This is a genomic window from Streptomyces sp. cg40, from assembly GCF_050320165.1.
GTDB lineage: Bacteria > Actinomycetota > Actinomycetes > Streptomycetales > Streptomycetaceae > Streptomyces > Streptomyces hokutonensis.
This window is the reverse complement of the sequence record NZ_CP190128.1, coordinates 4404364-4420323: the sequence shown is the minus strand read 5'-3', so window position 1 is coordinate 4420323 and position 15960 is coordinate 4404364. Positions and strand designations below refer to the sequence as shown.

9 protein-coding genes are annotated in these 15960 nt (G+C 71.7%); 6 read left to right on the top strand and 3 right to left on the bottom strand.

Going from position 1 to position 15960, the window contains the following annotated elements; all coding sequences use genetic code 11:
- The first annotated feature begins 24 nt into the window (after window positions 1-24).
- Window positions 25-1149, top strand: a complete 1125-nt coding sequence (locus tag ACQHII_RS19410) for a GuaB3 family IMP dehydrogenase-related protein (protein WP_200715867.1) — start codon at window positions 25-27, stop codon at window positions 1147-1149.
- A gap of 576 nt (window positions 1150-1725) precedes the next feature.
- Here ACQHII_RS19410 and ACQHII_RS19405 read toward each other — a convergent pair.
- Together ACQHII_RS19405 and ACQHII_RS19400 are read right to left on the bottom strand one after the other, a co-directional pair.
- Window positions 1726-2298, bottom strand: coding sequence for a hypothetical protein (locus ACQHII_RS19405; protein WP_427920483.1), 573 nt, complete (start codon window positions 2296-2298; stop codon window positions 1726-1728).
- A gap of 136 nt (window positions 2299-2434) precedes the next feature.
- A complete protein-coding gene (locus ACQHII_RS19400; protein ID WP_427920482.1) occupies window positions 2435-3643 on the bottom strand; it encodes a nucleotide sugar dehydrogenase in 1209 nt (402 codons plus the stop codon).
- A 271-nt stretch (window positions 3644-3914) separates the two neighbouring features.
- Here ACQHII_RS19400 and ACQHII_RS19395 point away from each other — a divergent pair, with 271 nt between their 5' ends.
- Window positions 3915-5630, top strand: coding sequence for a glycerol-3-phosphate dehydrogenase/oxidase (locus ACQHII_RS19395; RefSeq protein ID WP_427920481.1), 1716 nt, complete (start codon window positions 3915-3917; stop codon window positions 5628-5630).
- A gap of 142 nt (window positions 5631-5772) precedes the next feature.
- Here the strand turns inward: ACQHII_RS19395 and ACQHII_RS19390 are convergent, their stop codons facing one another.
- A complete protein-coding gene (locus tag ACQHII_RS19390; protein WP_427920480.1) occupies window positions 5773-6816 on the bottom strand; it encodes a serine hydrolase domain-containing protein in 1044 nt (347 codons plus the stop codon).
- A gap of 170 nt (window positions 6817-6986) precedes the next feature.
- On the opposite strand from ACQHII_RS19390, the gene ACQHII_RS19385 reads away from it, so the two are divergent.
- From ACQHII_RS19385 to ACQHII_RS19370, 4 genes are all read left to right on the top strand, one after another.
- Window positions 6987-9407, top strand: a complete 2421-nt coding sequence (locus ACQHII_RS19385; protein WP_427925358.1) for a serine/threonine-protein kinase — start codon at window positions 6987-6989, stop codon at window positions 9405-9407.
- 168 nt (window positions 9408-9575) lie between these two features.
- Window positions 9576-12332, top strand: coding sequence for a protein kinase domain-containing protein (locus tag ACQHII_RS19380; RefSeq protein ID WP_427920479.1), 2757 nt, complete (start codon window positions 9576-9578; stop codon window positions 12330-12332).
- Between the two features lie 157 nt (window positions 12333-12489).
- The gene (locus ACQHII_RS19375; protein WP_427920478.1) at window positions 12490-14193 is read left to right on the top strand and encodes a serine/threonine-protein kinase; all 1704 of its coding nucleotides are present in this window, start codon (window positions 12490-12492) and stop codon (window positions 14191-14193) included.
- A 29-nt stretch (window positions 14194-14222) separates the two neighbouring features.
- Window positions 14223-15890: a protein kinase domain-containing protein gene (locus tag ACQHII_RS19370; protein ID WP_427920477.1), complete on the top strand. Its 1668-nt coding sequence runs from the start codon at window positions 14223-14225 to the stop codon at window positions 15888-15890.
- Window positions 15891-15960 lie beyond the last annotated feature (70 nt).

The window sequence follows — 15960 nt, the reverse complement described above, 5'->3', positions numbered from 1 at the left end:
GACGCAGAAGGAAAGGCCACACACGTGACTGAGATCGAGATCGGGCGCGGCAAGCGCGGCCGCCGGGCGTACGCCTTCGACGACATCGCCGTCGTCCCCAGCCGCCGTACGCGGGACCCGAAGGAGGTCTCGATCGCCTGGCAGATCGACGCCTACCGCTTCGAACTGCCGTTCCTGGCCGCCCCCATGGACTCCGTCGTCTCCCCGGCCACCGCGATCCGCATCGGCGAGCTCGGCGGCCTCGGCGTACTGAACCTCGAAGGCCTCTGGACGCGCTACGAGGACCCGCAGTCCCTGCTCGACGAGATCACCGAGCTGGACGCGGACGCCGCGACCCGCCGCCTCCAGGAGATCTACGCGGCTCCCATCAAGGAGGAGCTGATCGGCCAGCGCATCAAGGAGGTGCGCGACTCGGGCGTGGTCACCGCCGCCGCGCTCTCCCCGCAGCGCACGGCCCAGTTCTCCAAGGCCGTCGTCGACGCGGGCGTGGACATCTTCGTCATCCGCGGTACGACGGTCTCGGCGGAGCACGTGTCGGGCTCGCACGAGCCGCTGAACCTGAAGCAGTTCATCTACGAGCTGGACGTCCCGGTCATCGTCGGCGGCTGCGCCACCTACACGGCGGCCCTGCACCTGATGCGCACGGGCGCGGCCGGTGTCCTCGTCGGCTTCGGCGGCGGCGCCGCGCACACCACGCGCAACGTCCTGGGCATCCAGGTCCCGATGGCGACCGCGGTCGCGGACGTGGCCGCCGCCCGCCGCGACTACATGGACGAGTCCGGCGGCCGGTACGTCCACGTCATCGCCGACGGCGGTGTCGGCTGGTCCGGCGACCTCCCCAAGGCGATCGCCTGCGGCGCCGACGCGGTCATGATGGGCTCCCCGCTGGCCCGCGCCACGGACGGCCCCGGCAAGGGCCACCACTGGGGCATGGAAGCGGTCAACGAGGAACTCCCGCGCGGCAAGAAGGTCGACCTCGGCACGGTCGGCACGATCGAGGAGATCCTCACGGGTCCGTCCCATGTCCCGGACGGCTCGATGAACATCTTCGGCGCGCTGCGGCGAGCGATGGCGACCACCGGCTACAGCGAGCTCAAGGAGTTCCAGCGCGTCGAGGTGACGGTGGCGGACTCACAGCACAAGCGGTAGGCGGTAGGCGGTTCTACGACGCTTTGAAGGGCCCGGGCCTGGGTGGTCCGGGCCCTTTTGCGTGCCCAAGTGGGGCTGGTGGGGCGCGTGTTGGGACTTGGGGGCGCACGGTTGCGTTCGGGGCGAAAATTCGCAGGTGGGGCGTGTCGGGGCGGTAACGTCCGTGATCGGCGCCCCAGTTGTGTGGGGTGCCCCCTTCCACGGAAATCGTTCCGGACCCGGGCTCTCGGGGCCCGGCCCGAATTCCAGACGAACCGCCTACCGGGCTAATGGGCGGCCTCGTGGAAGGGGGCGCCCATGGGTCGCCACCGCAAGCCCACCCGCTGGGACCGGATCCGTCTTCGGATGGTGAAGCAACGGAGGAGGTGGATCTTGTGGATTCACGGCGGAAAGTGAGCGGCCACCCCCAGCACAACTAGGGGTGGACACTCCGTTCACTTTTCAGGAGCCTGCCGCAGTGCCCACTGCGGTGGGCTCCACCTGTTTCTTACGGTACCGGCGCCGCGAGTCGCACGCCACCAGCCCCCGACGCACACCCCGCCCCAAGCGCCCCTCTGCACTACCCGCGCGCCGGGGTCAGAGCGCGGCCTTCTTGGCCCCCGAGAACGCGGCGAACGCGGCGATGGCGAAGAAGACGAAGGTGATCGGGTCGGCGTCGGCCTTCCAGGCGTCCTGGACGACGTCGAAGTGGTCGAAGAAGATCTTGCTGAAGTTCACGCCCAGCTCGTCCGCGCCGATCATCGCCTCACCGACCAGCTGGCCGAGGTAGACCGCGCCCAGGGCCAGGACGGCGCTGACCACGGGAAGCGCGGGGTTGCGCCCACCGAGCTTGCCCGCCGCGAGGCCGATGACGAAGCCGACGCCGACCGCCGCCCAGCCGATCTCGTGCTTGGTGGTGCCGATGACGACGCCGTAGATGCCGGCGGCGACCAGCGCGGCGACGACGGCGGTCACCAGGCCGAGCGCGATGTTGTTCTTCGGGGGAGCGGGCGGCGCGTACGGAGCCGGGGGCGGCGGCGGTACGGCGCCGGGCTGCTGGGCGTACGGGTTGCCGTCGACCGGCTGCGGCTGCGGCGGCGCGGGCGGCTGCGGCTGGTCCTGCCCCTCGGGCTGCGGCTGTGGCTGCGGTGGCGTGGCTGACTGGCTCATGACAGAAATCCCCCCACGGGATACGAAGACAAGAAAGGTGAAACGGAGGTGCGCGCGCACGGATATGCGACAGCTGTGCGACGAGTGAGGGGAGATTAGCAGGTTGACGCGACCCCGTGACCAGTCGTTTTCGCGCTCAGAGCCGGTGTGCGGCCCCGGTCGGAGTGGCCCCCCGCGTGTCCAGCAGCAACTGTGCCTTCACGGACAGGCCTTGGAGGTCGTACGTCCGGTGCTGCTGGAGCAGGATCGTCAGGTCGGCGTCGGCCGCCGCCTCGTAGAGGGAGTCCGCGCGGGGGACCGGGCGGTCCAGGACGCTCCAGGAGGGGATGTGGGGGTCGTGGTAGCTGACGGAGGCGCCGAGTTCCATCAGGCGGATCGCGATCTCCTGGGCGGGGGTGGCCTGTTGGTCGGCGAGGTCGGCCTTGTAGGTGACGCCGAGCAGCAACACCCGTGCTCCGCGCGCGGACTTGCCGTGCTCGTTGAGGAGCGTGGCGGCGCGCTGGATGACGTAACGGGGCATCTGGTTGTTGACCTGCTGGGCGAGTTCGACCATACGGAGCGGGCGGCCGCCGTGGGCCGTCAGGTCCTGGGGGACGGCGTGGCCGCCGACGCCGGGGCCGGGGCGGAAGGCCTGGAAGCCGAACGGCTTGGTCTCCGCGCAGCGGATGACGTCCCAGAGGTCGACGCCCAAGTCGTGGCACAGGACGGCCATTTCGTTGACGAGGGCGATGTTGACGTGCCGGAAGTTGGTCTCCAGGAGCTGTACGGTCTCCGCTTCGCGCAGGCCACGCGCGCGTACGACCTTGTCTGTGAGGCGGCCGTAGAAGGCGGCGGCGGACTCCGTGCAGGCCGGGGTCAGGCCGCCGATCACCTTGGGGGTGTTGGCGGGGGTGAAGTCGCGGTTGCCGGGGTCGACGCGGCTGGGGGAGTAGGCGAGGTGGAAGTCGCGGCCCGCGCGGAGGCCGGAGCCCTCTTCGAGGAGGGGGCGCAGGAAGTCCTCGGTGGTGCCGGGGTGCACCGGTGACTCCAGGATCACCGTGGTGTGCGGGCGCAGGTTGGCCGCGAGGGCGCGGGCGGCCGTCTCCACCTGGCCGAGGTCGAGGCCGCCGTCCGCGTCCGGGGGTGTCGGCGCGCAGATCACGGCGGTGCGTACGCGGCCGAGCTCGGCGGGATTGGTGGCCGGCCGGAAGCCCCCCGAGAGCATCCGGCGCAGTTCGGCGGGGCTGAGGGAGCCGGCCTCGGGGCCGGTCTTGAAGCCGACCGTGGCGATACCGGCGGCGACAGCGGCCTGGGCCAGGGGCAGGCCGAGAGGACCGAGTCCGATGACGGCGAGATCTGCGGGCATGGCGTGGGCCGTCCTTCCCAGTAACCGAAGCGGGACAGGTGCGCAAGCCCTGTGGACAGAACGAGCGAGCGCAATGTCAGACTAGGAGTAAATATGACCGTTATGCGGTATTGGACGGCTGTGTTTTTCGGCAGTCCTGTGATTGTTGTCCACAGGCTGGGGGCGAGTGGTGGCTGAAGTCGGGCAACCCGGTCAGAATTTGGGCAGGAGGGATACGAACCGGGCTTCGCCGAACGGGTGCGGCCGGCGCTACCGATAGCGGGAGGCAGCGGTGAGGACAGCGACACTGGGTCCGGCGCAGCGGGCCGAGGCACTGGCGGGAATGGCCGAGCGCGAACTGGACGTGCTCGTGGTGGGCGGGGGCGTGGTCGGTGCGGGCACCGCCCTGGACGCCGTGACGCGCGGCCTGTCCACGGGACTGGTCGAGGCGCGCGACTGGGCGTCCGGCACATCGAGCAGGTCGAGCAAGCTGATCCACGGCGGCCTGCGCTACCTGGAGATGCTCGACTTCGCCCTCGTCCGCGAGGCCCTGAAGGAACGCGGACTGCTCCTGGAGCGGCTCGCCCCGCACCTGGTGAAGCCGGTGGCGTTCCTGTACCCGCTCCAGCACAAGGGCTGGGAGCGCCTGTACGCCGGTTCCGGCGTCGCGCTCTACGACGGCATGTCGATGGCCCGCGGCCACGGACGCGGCCTGCCCACCCACCGCCACCTGAGCCGCCGTCACGCCCTGCGCGTGGCACCGGCGCTGAAGAAGGACGCCCTGGTGGGGGCCCTTCAGTACTACGACGCTCAGATGGACGACGCCCGCTATGTGGCCACCCTGGTGCGCACGGCGTCGTCGTACGGCGCGAAGGTCGCCAACCGCGCGCGCGTGACCGGTTTCCTGCGCGAGGGCGAGCGGGTGGTCGGCGCCAAGGTGGAGGACGTCGAGGCGGGCGGCGAGTACGAGATCCGCGCCAAGCAGATCGTGAACGCCACGGGTGTGTGGACCGACGACACCCAGGCCATGGTCGGCGAGCGCGGGCAGTTCCACGTCCGCGCCTCCAAGGGTATTCACCTGGTCGTCCCCAAGGACCGCATCAACTCCAGCAGCGGACTGATCCTGCGCACCGAGAAGTCCGTGCTGTTCGTCATCCCCTGGGGCCGGCACTGGATCGTCGGTACCACCGACACCGACTGGGACCTCGACAAGGCCCACCCTGCCGCCTCCAGCGCCGACATCGACTACCTGCTGGAGCATGTGAACTCGGTGCTCGCGGTACCGCTGACCAGGGACGACGTCCAGGGCGTGTACGCGGGGCTGCGGCCCCTGCTGGCCGGTGAGTCCGATGCCACCAGCAAGCTGTCGCGCGAGCACACCGTGGCGCATCCGGTGCCCGGGCTCGTCGTCGTGGCGGGCGGCAAGTACACGACGTACCGGGTGATGGCCAAGGACGCCGTGGACGAGGCGGTGCATGGCCTCGACATGCGGGTCGCCGAGTGCGTCACTGAGGACGTGCCGCTGATCGGCGCGGAGGGCTACCGCGCGCTGTGGAACGCGCGGGCGCGGATCGCCGCACAGACCGGCATCCACGTGGTGCGCGTGGAGCACCTGCTGAACCGTTTCGGTTCGATGGCGGAGGAGGTCCTCGACCTCATCGCCAAGGACCCGACGCTGGGCGAACCCCTCCAGGCCGCCGACGACTATCTGCGCGCCGAGGTCGTCTACGCCGCCTCGCACGAGGGCGCACGGCACCTGGACGACGTGCTGACCCGCCGCACCCGCATCTCCATCGAGACCTTCGACCGGGGCACCCGCAGCGCCCGCGAGGCCGCCGAGCTGATGGCGCCGGTGCTCGGCTGGGACAAGGACCAGATCGAGCGCGAGGTCGAGCACTACGAGAAGCGGGTGGAGGCCGAGCGCGAGTCGCAGCGCCAGCCCGACGACCTGACGGCGGACGCGGCGCGGCTGGGGGCGCCGGACATCGTGCCGACGGAAGGCGACTGACGGCGGCTGAGCGCGACTGACGGCGACCGAGGGCGACCAAGGCTGCTGAGGCTCCGCCGGGCGCGCACCGCTGCTTCACCCGCCGTCGACTTCACTCGAACGAGTGTCGCGAGCTGGGATCTTTGTCCGGAACCCGGCCGTTCTACGAGGTGCGGGGGCAGAACTCGGCGGCGAGCAGGGCCGGTTCGAGACCGGGGTCCGCTATCCCGCTCGTGTTCACCCGGAAGGTGAGGACATGACGGCCGTCGACGGTGGCTGCGGTGCGCACGTAGCTGCCCGAGATCCGGCCGTTGTGCCCCCACACCGTGGTGCCGCACGGCAGCCTCACCGGATACAGCCCCATGCCGTACGAGCCGTGTGCGGTACGGGTGTTGAGCATCTCGCGCAGCCAGCGCGAGGACAGCAGTCCGCCGCCGAGCAGGGCCGAGTAGAAGCGGTCCAGATCGGCGAGCGTGGTCACCAGCTCGCCCGCGGCCCCGGCCACCCGCGGGTCGAGATCGGTGACGTCGGAGCCGTCGGCCGCGTAGGCGCGGCCGTGCGGCGCGGGAAGAGTGGTGCGGGAGCCCGGGAAGGAGGTGCCCGTCAGACCCAGCGGAGCGATGATGCGGCGCTCGGCCTCGGTGGCGTACGAGTGGCCGGTGACCTGTCGGATCACCAGGCCGAGCAGTACGTAGTTGGTGTTCGAGTAGGAGAAGCGGCCTCGATCGGCCGGAGGGTGGGTGAGCGCGATACGGACGGCGGAAAGAGGTGACACGGGGACCGTGCCGCCGGTGGTCGCGGTGAAGTCGTACAGGCCGCTGGTGTGGGTGAGCAGGGAACGCAGGGTCAGCGCGCGCCCGTCGTTGCCCGCTCCGCGCACCAGGCCCGGCAGGTGCTGCTCCACCGTGTCGGACAAGGACAGCCGGTGTTCGGCGGCCAGTTGGAGGACCACTGTCGCGATGAAGGTCTTCGTGATGCTGCCGGCACGGAAGTGGTCGGCACGGCCGATGCCGGTTCCGGCCTGTCTGTAGCGGAAGTCCGTCCCGTCGTGCGCAAGCAGCGCCGCGGCGGGGGCTCCGCCCCGGGTGACCAGCAGCCGGACCAGGGCGTTCGTGGCCGGCTTCGGACCTGCCTGCGAAGCCGCCGTGGACAGGCAGAGGAGCGCCAGGGACAGCGGAATGGCCTGCAGTGTCCGAGGGATGGGCATCGCGAACCTCCGTTCTCGGCGGTCATCCTGCCCGCCTTGGCTGTGTGACCTGCGCCGGATATCCGACGGGATGTGCGGGAGGTGCGCGACGAGAGGCCCCCTGGGCGTTGGGCACTTGTTCGGTGGGGGACAATGGAGGCTCTGTCAGGGCGGGTTGCATGAGGGGACGCATGTCGGAGGCGGAGCGGGCGGGGACATCCCGTCAGGACACTCGTCGGGACAAGAACGAGCGTCTTCTCGCCGGGCGGTACCGGTTGGGAGAAGTGCTCGGCCGCGGAGGCATGGGCACGGTGTGGCGTGCCGAGGACGAAACCCTGGGCCGGACGGTCGCCGTCAAGGAGCTGCGGTTCCCGTCCAGCATCGACGAGGACGAGAAACGGCGGCTGATCACACGGACGTTGCGCGAGGCCAAGGCCATCGCGCGCATCCGCAACACCAGCGCGGTGACGGTCTTCGACGTGGTCGACGAGGACGACCGGCCGTGGATCGTCATGGAGTTGGTCGAGGGCAAGTCGCTCGCCGAGGCCATCCGGGAGGACGGCCTGCTGGAGCCGCGGCGTGCGGCAGAGGTCGGGCTCGCGATACTCGACGTCCTGCGCTCCGCGCACCGCGAGGGCATCCTGCACCGCGACGTGAAGCCGTCGAACGTGCTGATCGCCGAGGACGGCCGGGTCGTGCTCACCGACTTCGGCATCGCGCAGGTCGAGGGCGACCCGTCGATCACCTCCACCGGCATGCTCGTCGGCGCGCCCTCGTACATCTCCCCGGAGCGGGCCCGCGGGCACAAGCCGGGCCCGGCGGCCGACATGTGGTCGCTCGGCGGTCTGCTGTACGCGGCGGTCGAGGGCGCACCGCCGTACGACAAGGGTTCCGCGATCGCCACGCTCACCGCGGTGATGACCGAGCCGCTGGAGGAGCCGAAGAACGCCGGGCCGTTGAAGGACGTCATCTACGGCCTGCTCAACAAGGACCCCGCCCAGCGTCTCGACGACGCCGGTGCCCGGGCGATGCTCAACGCGGTGATCCACGCGCCCGAGCCCAAGGCCGAGCCGGAGCCGGTGCCGGTGGACGCGACGAAGGTCGTGCCGTTGCCCGCGCAGCCGGGGTCCACCGGGTCCGGTGGCAAGAAGAGCGGTGGCGGGGCCGCGGCCGGTGCCGAGCGGTTGCGCGGGGCGTTGCGGTCCATGCGGAAGGCCGCGGGGGGTTCGGCGGGGGCCGGGGCGGCGACTTCGGCGGCCGCGGGTTCGAGTGCGGCCGTGGGTTCGGCCACGAGTGTGGATTCCGCTGACGGCGCGGCTTCAACTCCCGTTGCCGGCAAGGCGGGTGGCTCGGGTGCGGATGCCGGTGCGGCCGGTGCCCGGAGCGGTGCGGCCGGCTCGGGCGGCGCTTCGGGTACGTCGGGCAGGAGTGGCTCGGGTACTTCGGCGGCCGGTGGCTCCAGCGGTACGAAGAGCGCAACGGCTGCCGACGCAGGGGCTGTTGCTGACGGGCCTCGGACGCCCGGGGTGCCCTCGGCCCGGTCGGGAGGCGCGTCCGGTGCGGTGACCGCCGGTTCGGCGGCGAAGGCCGGTGCGGCGGACTCGGGTACACGTGACCTGGGCACGAGTGACCCGGGTACGCGTGACCTAGGTGTGCAGGCGTCGGGAGCGCAGGCGTCGGGGCTGCGGGAGACCGGGCTGCGGGACTCCGGTGCCAAGGATCCCGGTGCGACGCACGAGGTGGGTGCGCGGGCGGCCAACTCCGGCTCGGGTGGGCGGAGTTCCGGGTGGCCCGTGATGACGCCGCCGGATCTGCCGCCGCGGCCCGTGCCGCGGGCGCCGCTCACGGATGTGGTGCCGAAGCGGACCTTGGTGATCATCGCGGTGGTCGTCGCGCTCGCGGTGATCGGTGCCGTACTGGCGCTCACGCTCGGCGGCGGTGACGACAGCGGCTCGAAGGGGTCGAAGAAGAACGACGGCGGCAAGGCCGTCGCCAGCGCGAGCGCGAGTGCGAGCGGTGGAGCCGACACCAAGAAGGACGACAGCGACACGGCGAGCACGGGCGGCGACCAGGCCGACTCCTCGTCGACGGCGTCGGCCTCGGGCGGTACGTCGACGTCCACCGGTACGAACGCGTCCGGCGGGAGCGGTGACCAGACCGACGGCTCCTCGGGCGGCGCCGCGGTCGTGAAGACGTACAAGGGGAGCCAGGGGTTCTCCATAGGCCTGCCCGCCGGTTGGTCGTACCAGTCGACGGACTCCGCCGGAGTCCGGCTGGTCGGCCCCGACGGGCAGAAGCTGCTGATCGCCTGGACCAGTACGCCGAAGAGCAATCCGGTGGCGGACTGGCAGAACCAGGAGCAGTACATGACGCGCTCCGGGTACACGCGGATCCGCATAGAGAAGGTGGACTACCGGAGCTGGAACACGGCCGACTGGGAGTTCACCTACACGGACGGCGGGACGAAGTACCGGACCATCGACCGCGGGTTCGTCGTCAACAGCCATCTCGGCTACGCGCTCATGTACACCGCGAAAGCCGCCAATTGGGACAGTGAGCTCCGTAAGGACACCTGGACGACGCTGACGAAGACGTTCGAACCGAAGGCGTGAGGCGGGTGGGTCCGGGTTTGGCGCGCCAGATCCGTCAACCCCTCTTTGCGGGTTGCCTCCGGCACGTATCGTGAGTGGTTGCGGACCGTACGCATCCAGGTATGCAGGTAGGCGGAACGGGGCGCAAGGCGAACGGAATTGACCAACCGGGCGGCCGGGGGAGGCAACGTGGACGACTATGCGGGTCGGGTGCTCGCCGACCGCTACCGCCTGCCGCTGCTGCCCTCCGACGAGTACGAACTCAGGGAGACCCCGGCCTTCGACACCTACAGCGGGCAGGAAGTCCTGGTACGCCAGGTGCCGTTGCCCGAGGTCGTCGAGGCGGAGGTGCTCGGCGAGGACGGGCTGCCCGACGGGTTCACGGCCCGCGACCGGGGCGCCCGGCGGCCGGCCGCGGCGCGCACCGCCACCCGGCGGCCCACCGATCCGGCGGTACGGCGCGCGGTCGAGGCCGCGCAGGCCGCGGCGCGGATCCCCGACCACCCCCGGCTGGACCAGGTCTTCGACGTGTTCGCCGAAGGCGGTTCGCTGTGGATAGTGAGCGAACTGGTGTCCGCCCAGACGCTGGCCACGCTGCTCGTGGAGAAGCCGTTGTCGCCGTACCGGGCGGCCGAGGTCGCCGCCGACGTCCTGATGGCACTGCGGGTACTGCACGCGCACGGCTGGGTGCACCGCAACATCACCGCGCGCACGGTGCTCGTCTGCGACGACGGCCGCGTGATGCTGACCGGCCTCGCGGTCGGCGCGGCGGAAGAAGCACTGTGCGGCTACGACCCGGTGCCCCCGCAGGACGGCGAGGCCGAGGGTGGCAGCGGCCACCCCGACCGCACGGGGCATCAGCGCGGCGGCGCCACGGCTCCGCCGACTCCCGGAGTTCCTACGGGTTCTACGGCACCCGCTGCTTCTACGACCCCTGCGATCCCCGGTGCCCCAAGTAACGCCGTGAGTCCTGCCGTTGTGGACCCCGAGGCCGCTCGGCGGGCCGCCATCGAGGCCAGGGCTGCCGGAGGGCTGCCCGGAGTCGGGGTGGAGGGCGGTGGCGGGAGCGGGGCGTCGGCCGCGCTGGCCCGCAGGGAAGTGGACACCGGCGGTGACGTCCGGGCCGCGCGGGCCGGTGCCATCGCCGCGTACCGGGCGGGAGCGCGTGCCGCCGCCCGGGTGCAGGAGGCCCAGCAGCCGGGACGCCCGGCGTTGCCCGGTGCCCGGCCCGCTGCCGAGGGCGAGAACGGCGGTGCGCGGACCGGCGGTTCGGCCGCGCTGCCGTCGGGGCCGCCGCCGTATGCCGGGGGCCATGGGGTGGAGCACACGGGCGGCAGTACGCCGCCGGGGCAGATCGCCGACCCCTACGGCGTCCGTAACACCGCTTCCTGGCACGGCGCCGCGCCGCGTCCCGGCGCGTCGTCCCCGACGGACACGTTCACCGGGGCGGACACCTCGGCCCACGGCGACCGCACGGCCGCCGGCCGGCCCAACACGGCTCCTGCGGCCGCCCCTTACCTCCCCGGCCAGCCCCCCGCCGGCACCGGAAACCCGCACGTCCCCAGCCTCAGCAAGCCCGTCCCTCCCACCGCGATGCCCGTCCCCGGCAACTCTCCTCAGGCCCAAGCCCCCGCCCGCTGGGACGAGTTGGCTTCCGCCGGAGCTGCCGTCCGACGCGGTCCCGCGACCGCGCTGGCGGCCGAGCGGGCGCGGCAGGTGCGGATGACCGTCGTGGGGCCCGTCACCGAGCGGTGGGCGCCGGAGCAGGCCGTACCGGTGCACGAGAACTGGCAGTTGGCCGCGCCGATCGGGCCCGCCACCGACCTGTGGGCGCTCGGCGCGCTGCTCTTCCGGGCCGTTCAGGGGCACGCGCCCTATCCGGAGGAGGCGACCGCCGAGCTGGTGCAGCTCGTGTGCGCGGAGCCGCCCGCCTTCGCGGAGGAGTGCGGGCCCCTGCGGCCGGTCGTGGAGTCGCTGCTGCGGCAGGACCCGACCGAGCGGCTGGACTTCGAGGAACTGCGGGGCTGGCTGCGGTCGTTGGTGCGCTCGGCGCCCGAGCCCGAGGCCGGTGCCCATGTCGTCGCCACTCCGCCGACCGACCCGCGGCGGCTGCCGATCGTGCGGCGGCGCGGCGAGCTGGTGCGCAGGCGGCGGGCCGGGCTGCCCGCGACCAGTCCGCACGGGCGGCACAAGCGGGCCAAGGAGGAGGTCGGCGGGTCGCCCCGGCGCCTCGGCCGGACCCTGCTGCTGCTCATCTTCCTGCTGCTGGCCGGCGCGATCGCGTACGCCATGGTCTTCCTGCCCAAGTCCGGGGAGGACACCGGAGCCGGACAGGGGGACAGGACGGGAGCGGCGGGGGACGTCAGCGCCGCTCCCAGCCAGTCCTCGGCCCCGGCGAGCAGTCAGCCGCAGCCCGACCAGACCTCGCCCGAAGCCTCCAACAGCGCCTCCACATCGGCCGGTTCGACCGAGACGCAGACCGGCTCGAACGTCGCCGACGGCTTCGTGCTGCGCAAGGACTCCGTGGGGTTCCAGGTCGCCGTCGCCAAGGGCTGGACCCGTACGCCGAAGAACGGCAGCGGCCAAGTGGTCTACTCCCACGGCGACTTCGAGCTGATCGTCGTGGCCGGGCGGGACAGCGCGTCCACGTACGGCAGCGACCCGATGGTGTACCAGCGGGACAACGAGCGGGAGTTGCAGCCCTACCGTGACTCCAGCTGGGCCACCGCGACCGGGCTGCGGACCATCACGGTCGGCGGGAAGACCATGGCCGAGGGGCAGTTCACCTGGACGGACAGCCAGGGCGGTGACCTGTTCGTGCGCAACATGGCGTTCCTCATCAATGGCCGCTACCACATCGTGCAGGTGCGCGGCCCGGAGTCCCAACGGGACGAGGTGACACGGCTGTACGAGCAGGCGTCGTCGACCTACCAGTACACCGGCTGACCTTCGGAGGCGGCGCGCCGGAGCGAAATGGTTCCCGTTCGGGCGCAGAAGCGACAACCGTCACAGTGCGGTCTCCTTGGTACCCCGCTGGTTCCATGGCGGAGGGCCGGTCCTTACGCTGAGCCTGTCAAGAGCATTGCGGGGCAACGTGAATCAGATGCAGGGCCTGCTCCTCGCGGGGCGCTATCGGCTCGCCGAATCGATCGGCAGCGGAGGCATGGGCCGGGTGTGGCGTGCGCACGACGAGGTGCTGCACCGGGCCGTCGCCATCAAGGAGTTGACGGCCGCGCTCTACGTGTCCGAGAGCGACCAGCCGAGACTCCTGGCGCGCACCCGCGCCGAGGCGCGCGCCGCCGCGCGCATCAACCACTCCGCCGTCGTCACCGTGCACGACGTCCTCGAACACGACGGCCGCCCGTGGATCGTCATGGAGCTGGTCGAGGGCAACTCGCTGGCCGACGAGGTCAAGGAACAGGGCCGCATCGAACCGGCCGAGGTCGCGCGCATCGGCATGTGGGTGCTCCGCGCCCTGCGCGCCGCGCACGCCGCCGGCGTCCTGCACCGTGACGTCAAGCCCGGGAACGTACTGCTCGGGCAGGACGGCCGGGTGCTGCTCACCGACTTCGGCATCGCGCAGATCGAGGGCGACAGCACCATCACCCGGACCGGCGAGGTCGTCGGCTCCGTCGACTACCTCGCCCCCGAGCGCGTCCGCGGCGCCGACCCGGGACCCTCCTCCGACCTGTGGGCGCTGGGCGCCACGCTCTACACGGCGGTCGAGGGCCGGTCGCCGTTCCGCCGCACCTCGCCGCTGTCCACCATGCAGGCAGTCGTCGAGGAGGAGGCCGGCGAACTGCGCTACGCCGGTCCGCTCGCGCCCGTCATCGCCGCGCTCCTGAACAAGGACCCCGACCTGCGGCCGAACGCGGACCAGACGGAGCAGATGCTCGCGGAGGCCGCGGAGGGACGACGGCCGAGGTCGGCGGAGGAGTGGCTGCCGACGCAGCGGGTGGGCTCACGCGCGGAGAGTCTCACGGACACGCCCGGCACCGGTGCGACGCCGTACCCGGGCACGGGGGCGACGCCGTACCCCGGCACCGGCCCGACCCCGTACGCGGGTACGGGCGTGCCGTCGTACGGGTCGGCGACGGGGGCCACGTACCAGCACCAGGCGCCCCCCGTCTCGCTCGTGGGTCCCGGCGGGGCCGCGCCCGCGCCGCCGAAGCGCCGCCGGTTCCGTTCGATCGTCCTGGTGGTCGTCCTCGCCGCGCTCGTCGGCGGCGGTACGGCGCTGGGGCTGCAGAAGTGGCACCAGGACCGGGACCAGGGCGGCACCCCGGGCGCGTCGGCCTCGCAGAGTTCCACGCCGACCTCCCCGCAGAGCTCGGATCCCGCCAACTGGCAGGTCTACCACGACCCTTGGGGCTTCGACATATCGCTCCCCAAGGGCTGGGTGCGGACGGTCTACAGCGACTCCGGCGGCATCAAGCAGGTCGACTACACGCCCGACAAGGGCGAGCACTTCGTCCGGATCGCCATCGACCCCTCCCCGGACTTCCCCACCGCGAACGCCCACCAGCTCGACCTGGAAGTGCAGCTCCAACGGCTGGTCGACTACCGGCGGGTGACCCTGGAGGCGAACACCTACCGCGACCGCCCCGGCTCCCTGTGGGACTACACCTGGACCGCGCAGTCGAAGGACACGCCCTTCCCGGGGCCGCGGCGCGCCATCGAGGAGACGTACACCTCCCGTGACGGGATCGAGTACGCGATCTACATGTCCGCGCCGGCCGCGGACTGGGCCACGACGAGCAAACAGTTCAAGTCGGTCCTCCAGAGCTGGAGTCCCGGTTCGGGCTGACCGCTTCCGGTTGCGTCATGATGGTGCGCATGGGGACCGAGGGGGACAGCGTCCGGGTGATCGCCGGGCGTTACCGACTGGAGAAGCGGCTCGGGCGCGGCGGCATGGGCGTCGTGTGGCGGGCGACCGACCAACTGCTGGGCCGGCAGGTCGCCGTCAAGGAGATCGCGCAGGACGACTCGCTCTCCGAGGAGGAGGCCCGGCAGCAGCGCGACCGTACGCTGCGCGAGGCGCGGGCGGTCGCGCAGCTGCGGCATCCGCACGTCATCGTCGTGCACGACGTCGTCGAGCAGGACGAACGGCCTTACATCGTCATGGAGTTGATCGACGGCGGCTCGCTCGCCGACCGCATCTCCGCGCACGGTCCGGTCGAGGCCGCCGAGGCCGCCCGGATCGGTGTCGCCCTGCTCGGCGCGCTGCGCACGGCGCACGCGGCGGGTGTCCTGCACCGGGACATCAAACCGGCGAACGTGCTGCTGGAGACCGCTTCCGACGAGGGCGAAGCCGACCGGATCGTCCTGACCGACTTCGGTATCGCGCAGGTCGCGGGCGCCACGACGCTCACCGAGAACGGCGCGTTCGTCGGCTCGCCCGAGTACACCGCGCCGGAGCGGATGTCCGGGGTGCGGACCGGTCCCGCCTCCGACCTGTGGTCCCTGGGCGCGCTGCTGTGCACCGTGCTGAGCGGTGAGTCGCCGTTCCGGCGCGACTCGTTGGGCGGCATCCTGCACGCCGTCGTCTTCGACGAGATCCGGCCACCGGAGGAGGCCCGCCCGCTGCTGCCCGTCGTACGGGGACTGCTCGAACGCGATCCTGAACGGCGGCTGGAGGCGGCGGAGGCCGAGCGGATGCTGCGCGCCTTCCTGAAGACGGGGCGCACACCGAAGGCGGCGGCCGGGCGCGCCGCGCATCCCGCACCCGGCTACACGCCGACCCAAAAGGACGTTCCGCTACGGGAGTTGGCGCCACCACCTCAACCGTCGACGCCGACACCCACACCCCCCGTCACGGAAGTGCCGCCCCCTCGGCGCTCCACGCGCGGTGTCCTCGTGGCCGCGTTGCTGGTCGCGGCGATGGCGGGTGCGGGGGTGTCGGCGGCGGCGCTGTTGATGCGCGGGGACGGCAAGGAGGCTTCCCCGCCGGTGAGTTCGGCGCCGTTGACCTCCACGAGTGCCGGTACGACGTCACCGTCGCCCACCCGCTCGGCCACGCCCTCGCCCTCGCCGACTCCCTCGGAGACCGCCAACACCCCTACCGCGCCCTCCGGTTACCGCGTCGCCCACGACCCCGACGGCTTCGCGCTCGCCGTACCGGAGGATTTCACGCGCGTCCCGCAGGGCGAGCGGATCTTCTACATGTCGCCGGGGGAGACCTTCCGGCTCGGTATCAAGATGTCCGACCCCGCGACGGGCGGCCCGCTCGCGGTGATGAAGAGCGCGGCGGCCAAGGGGGCGGACACGAACCCCGGTTACCACGACGGCAAGGTCACCGACACCACCCACTACGGGCACCCCGCCGCGCTCTGGGAGTTCACCTGGAACGGCTTCAGCACGGCGGAGGGGCCCCGGCACACCTACGACCTGTGCTGGGAGGAGGGCGGCCGGCTGTACGACGTGTGGGTGTCGGCGCCGGTCGGGAAGGTGCGGGAGGCGAAGGAGTACTTCGACGTTGCGCTGGACACGTTCGTACCGGCGTGACGCGACGCGCTCGTACCGGAGCAAAAGGGAGATAGGTGACCGTTCGAGTCACGGGTGTGTGACCGGAACG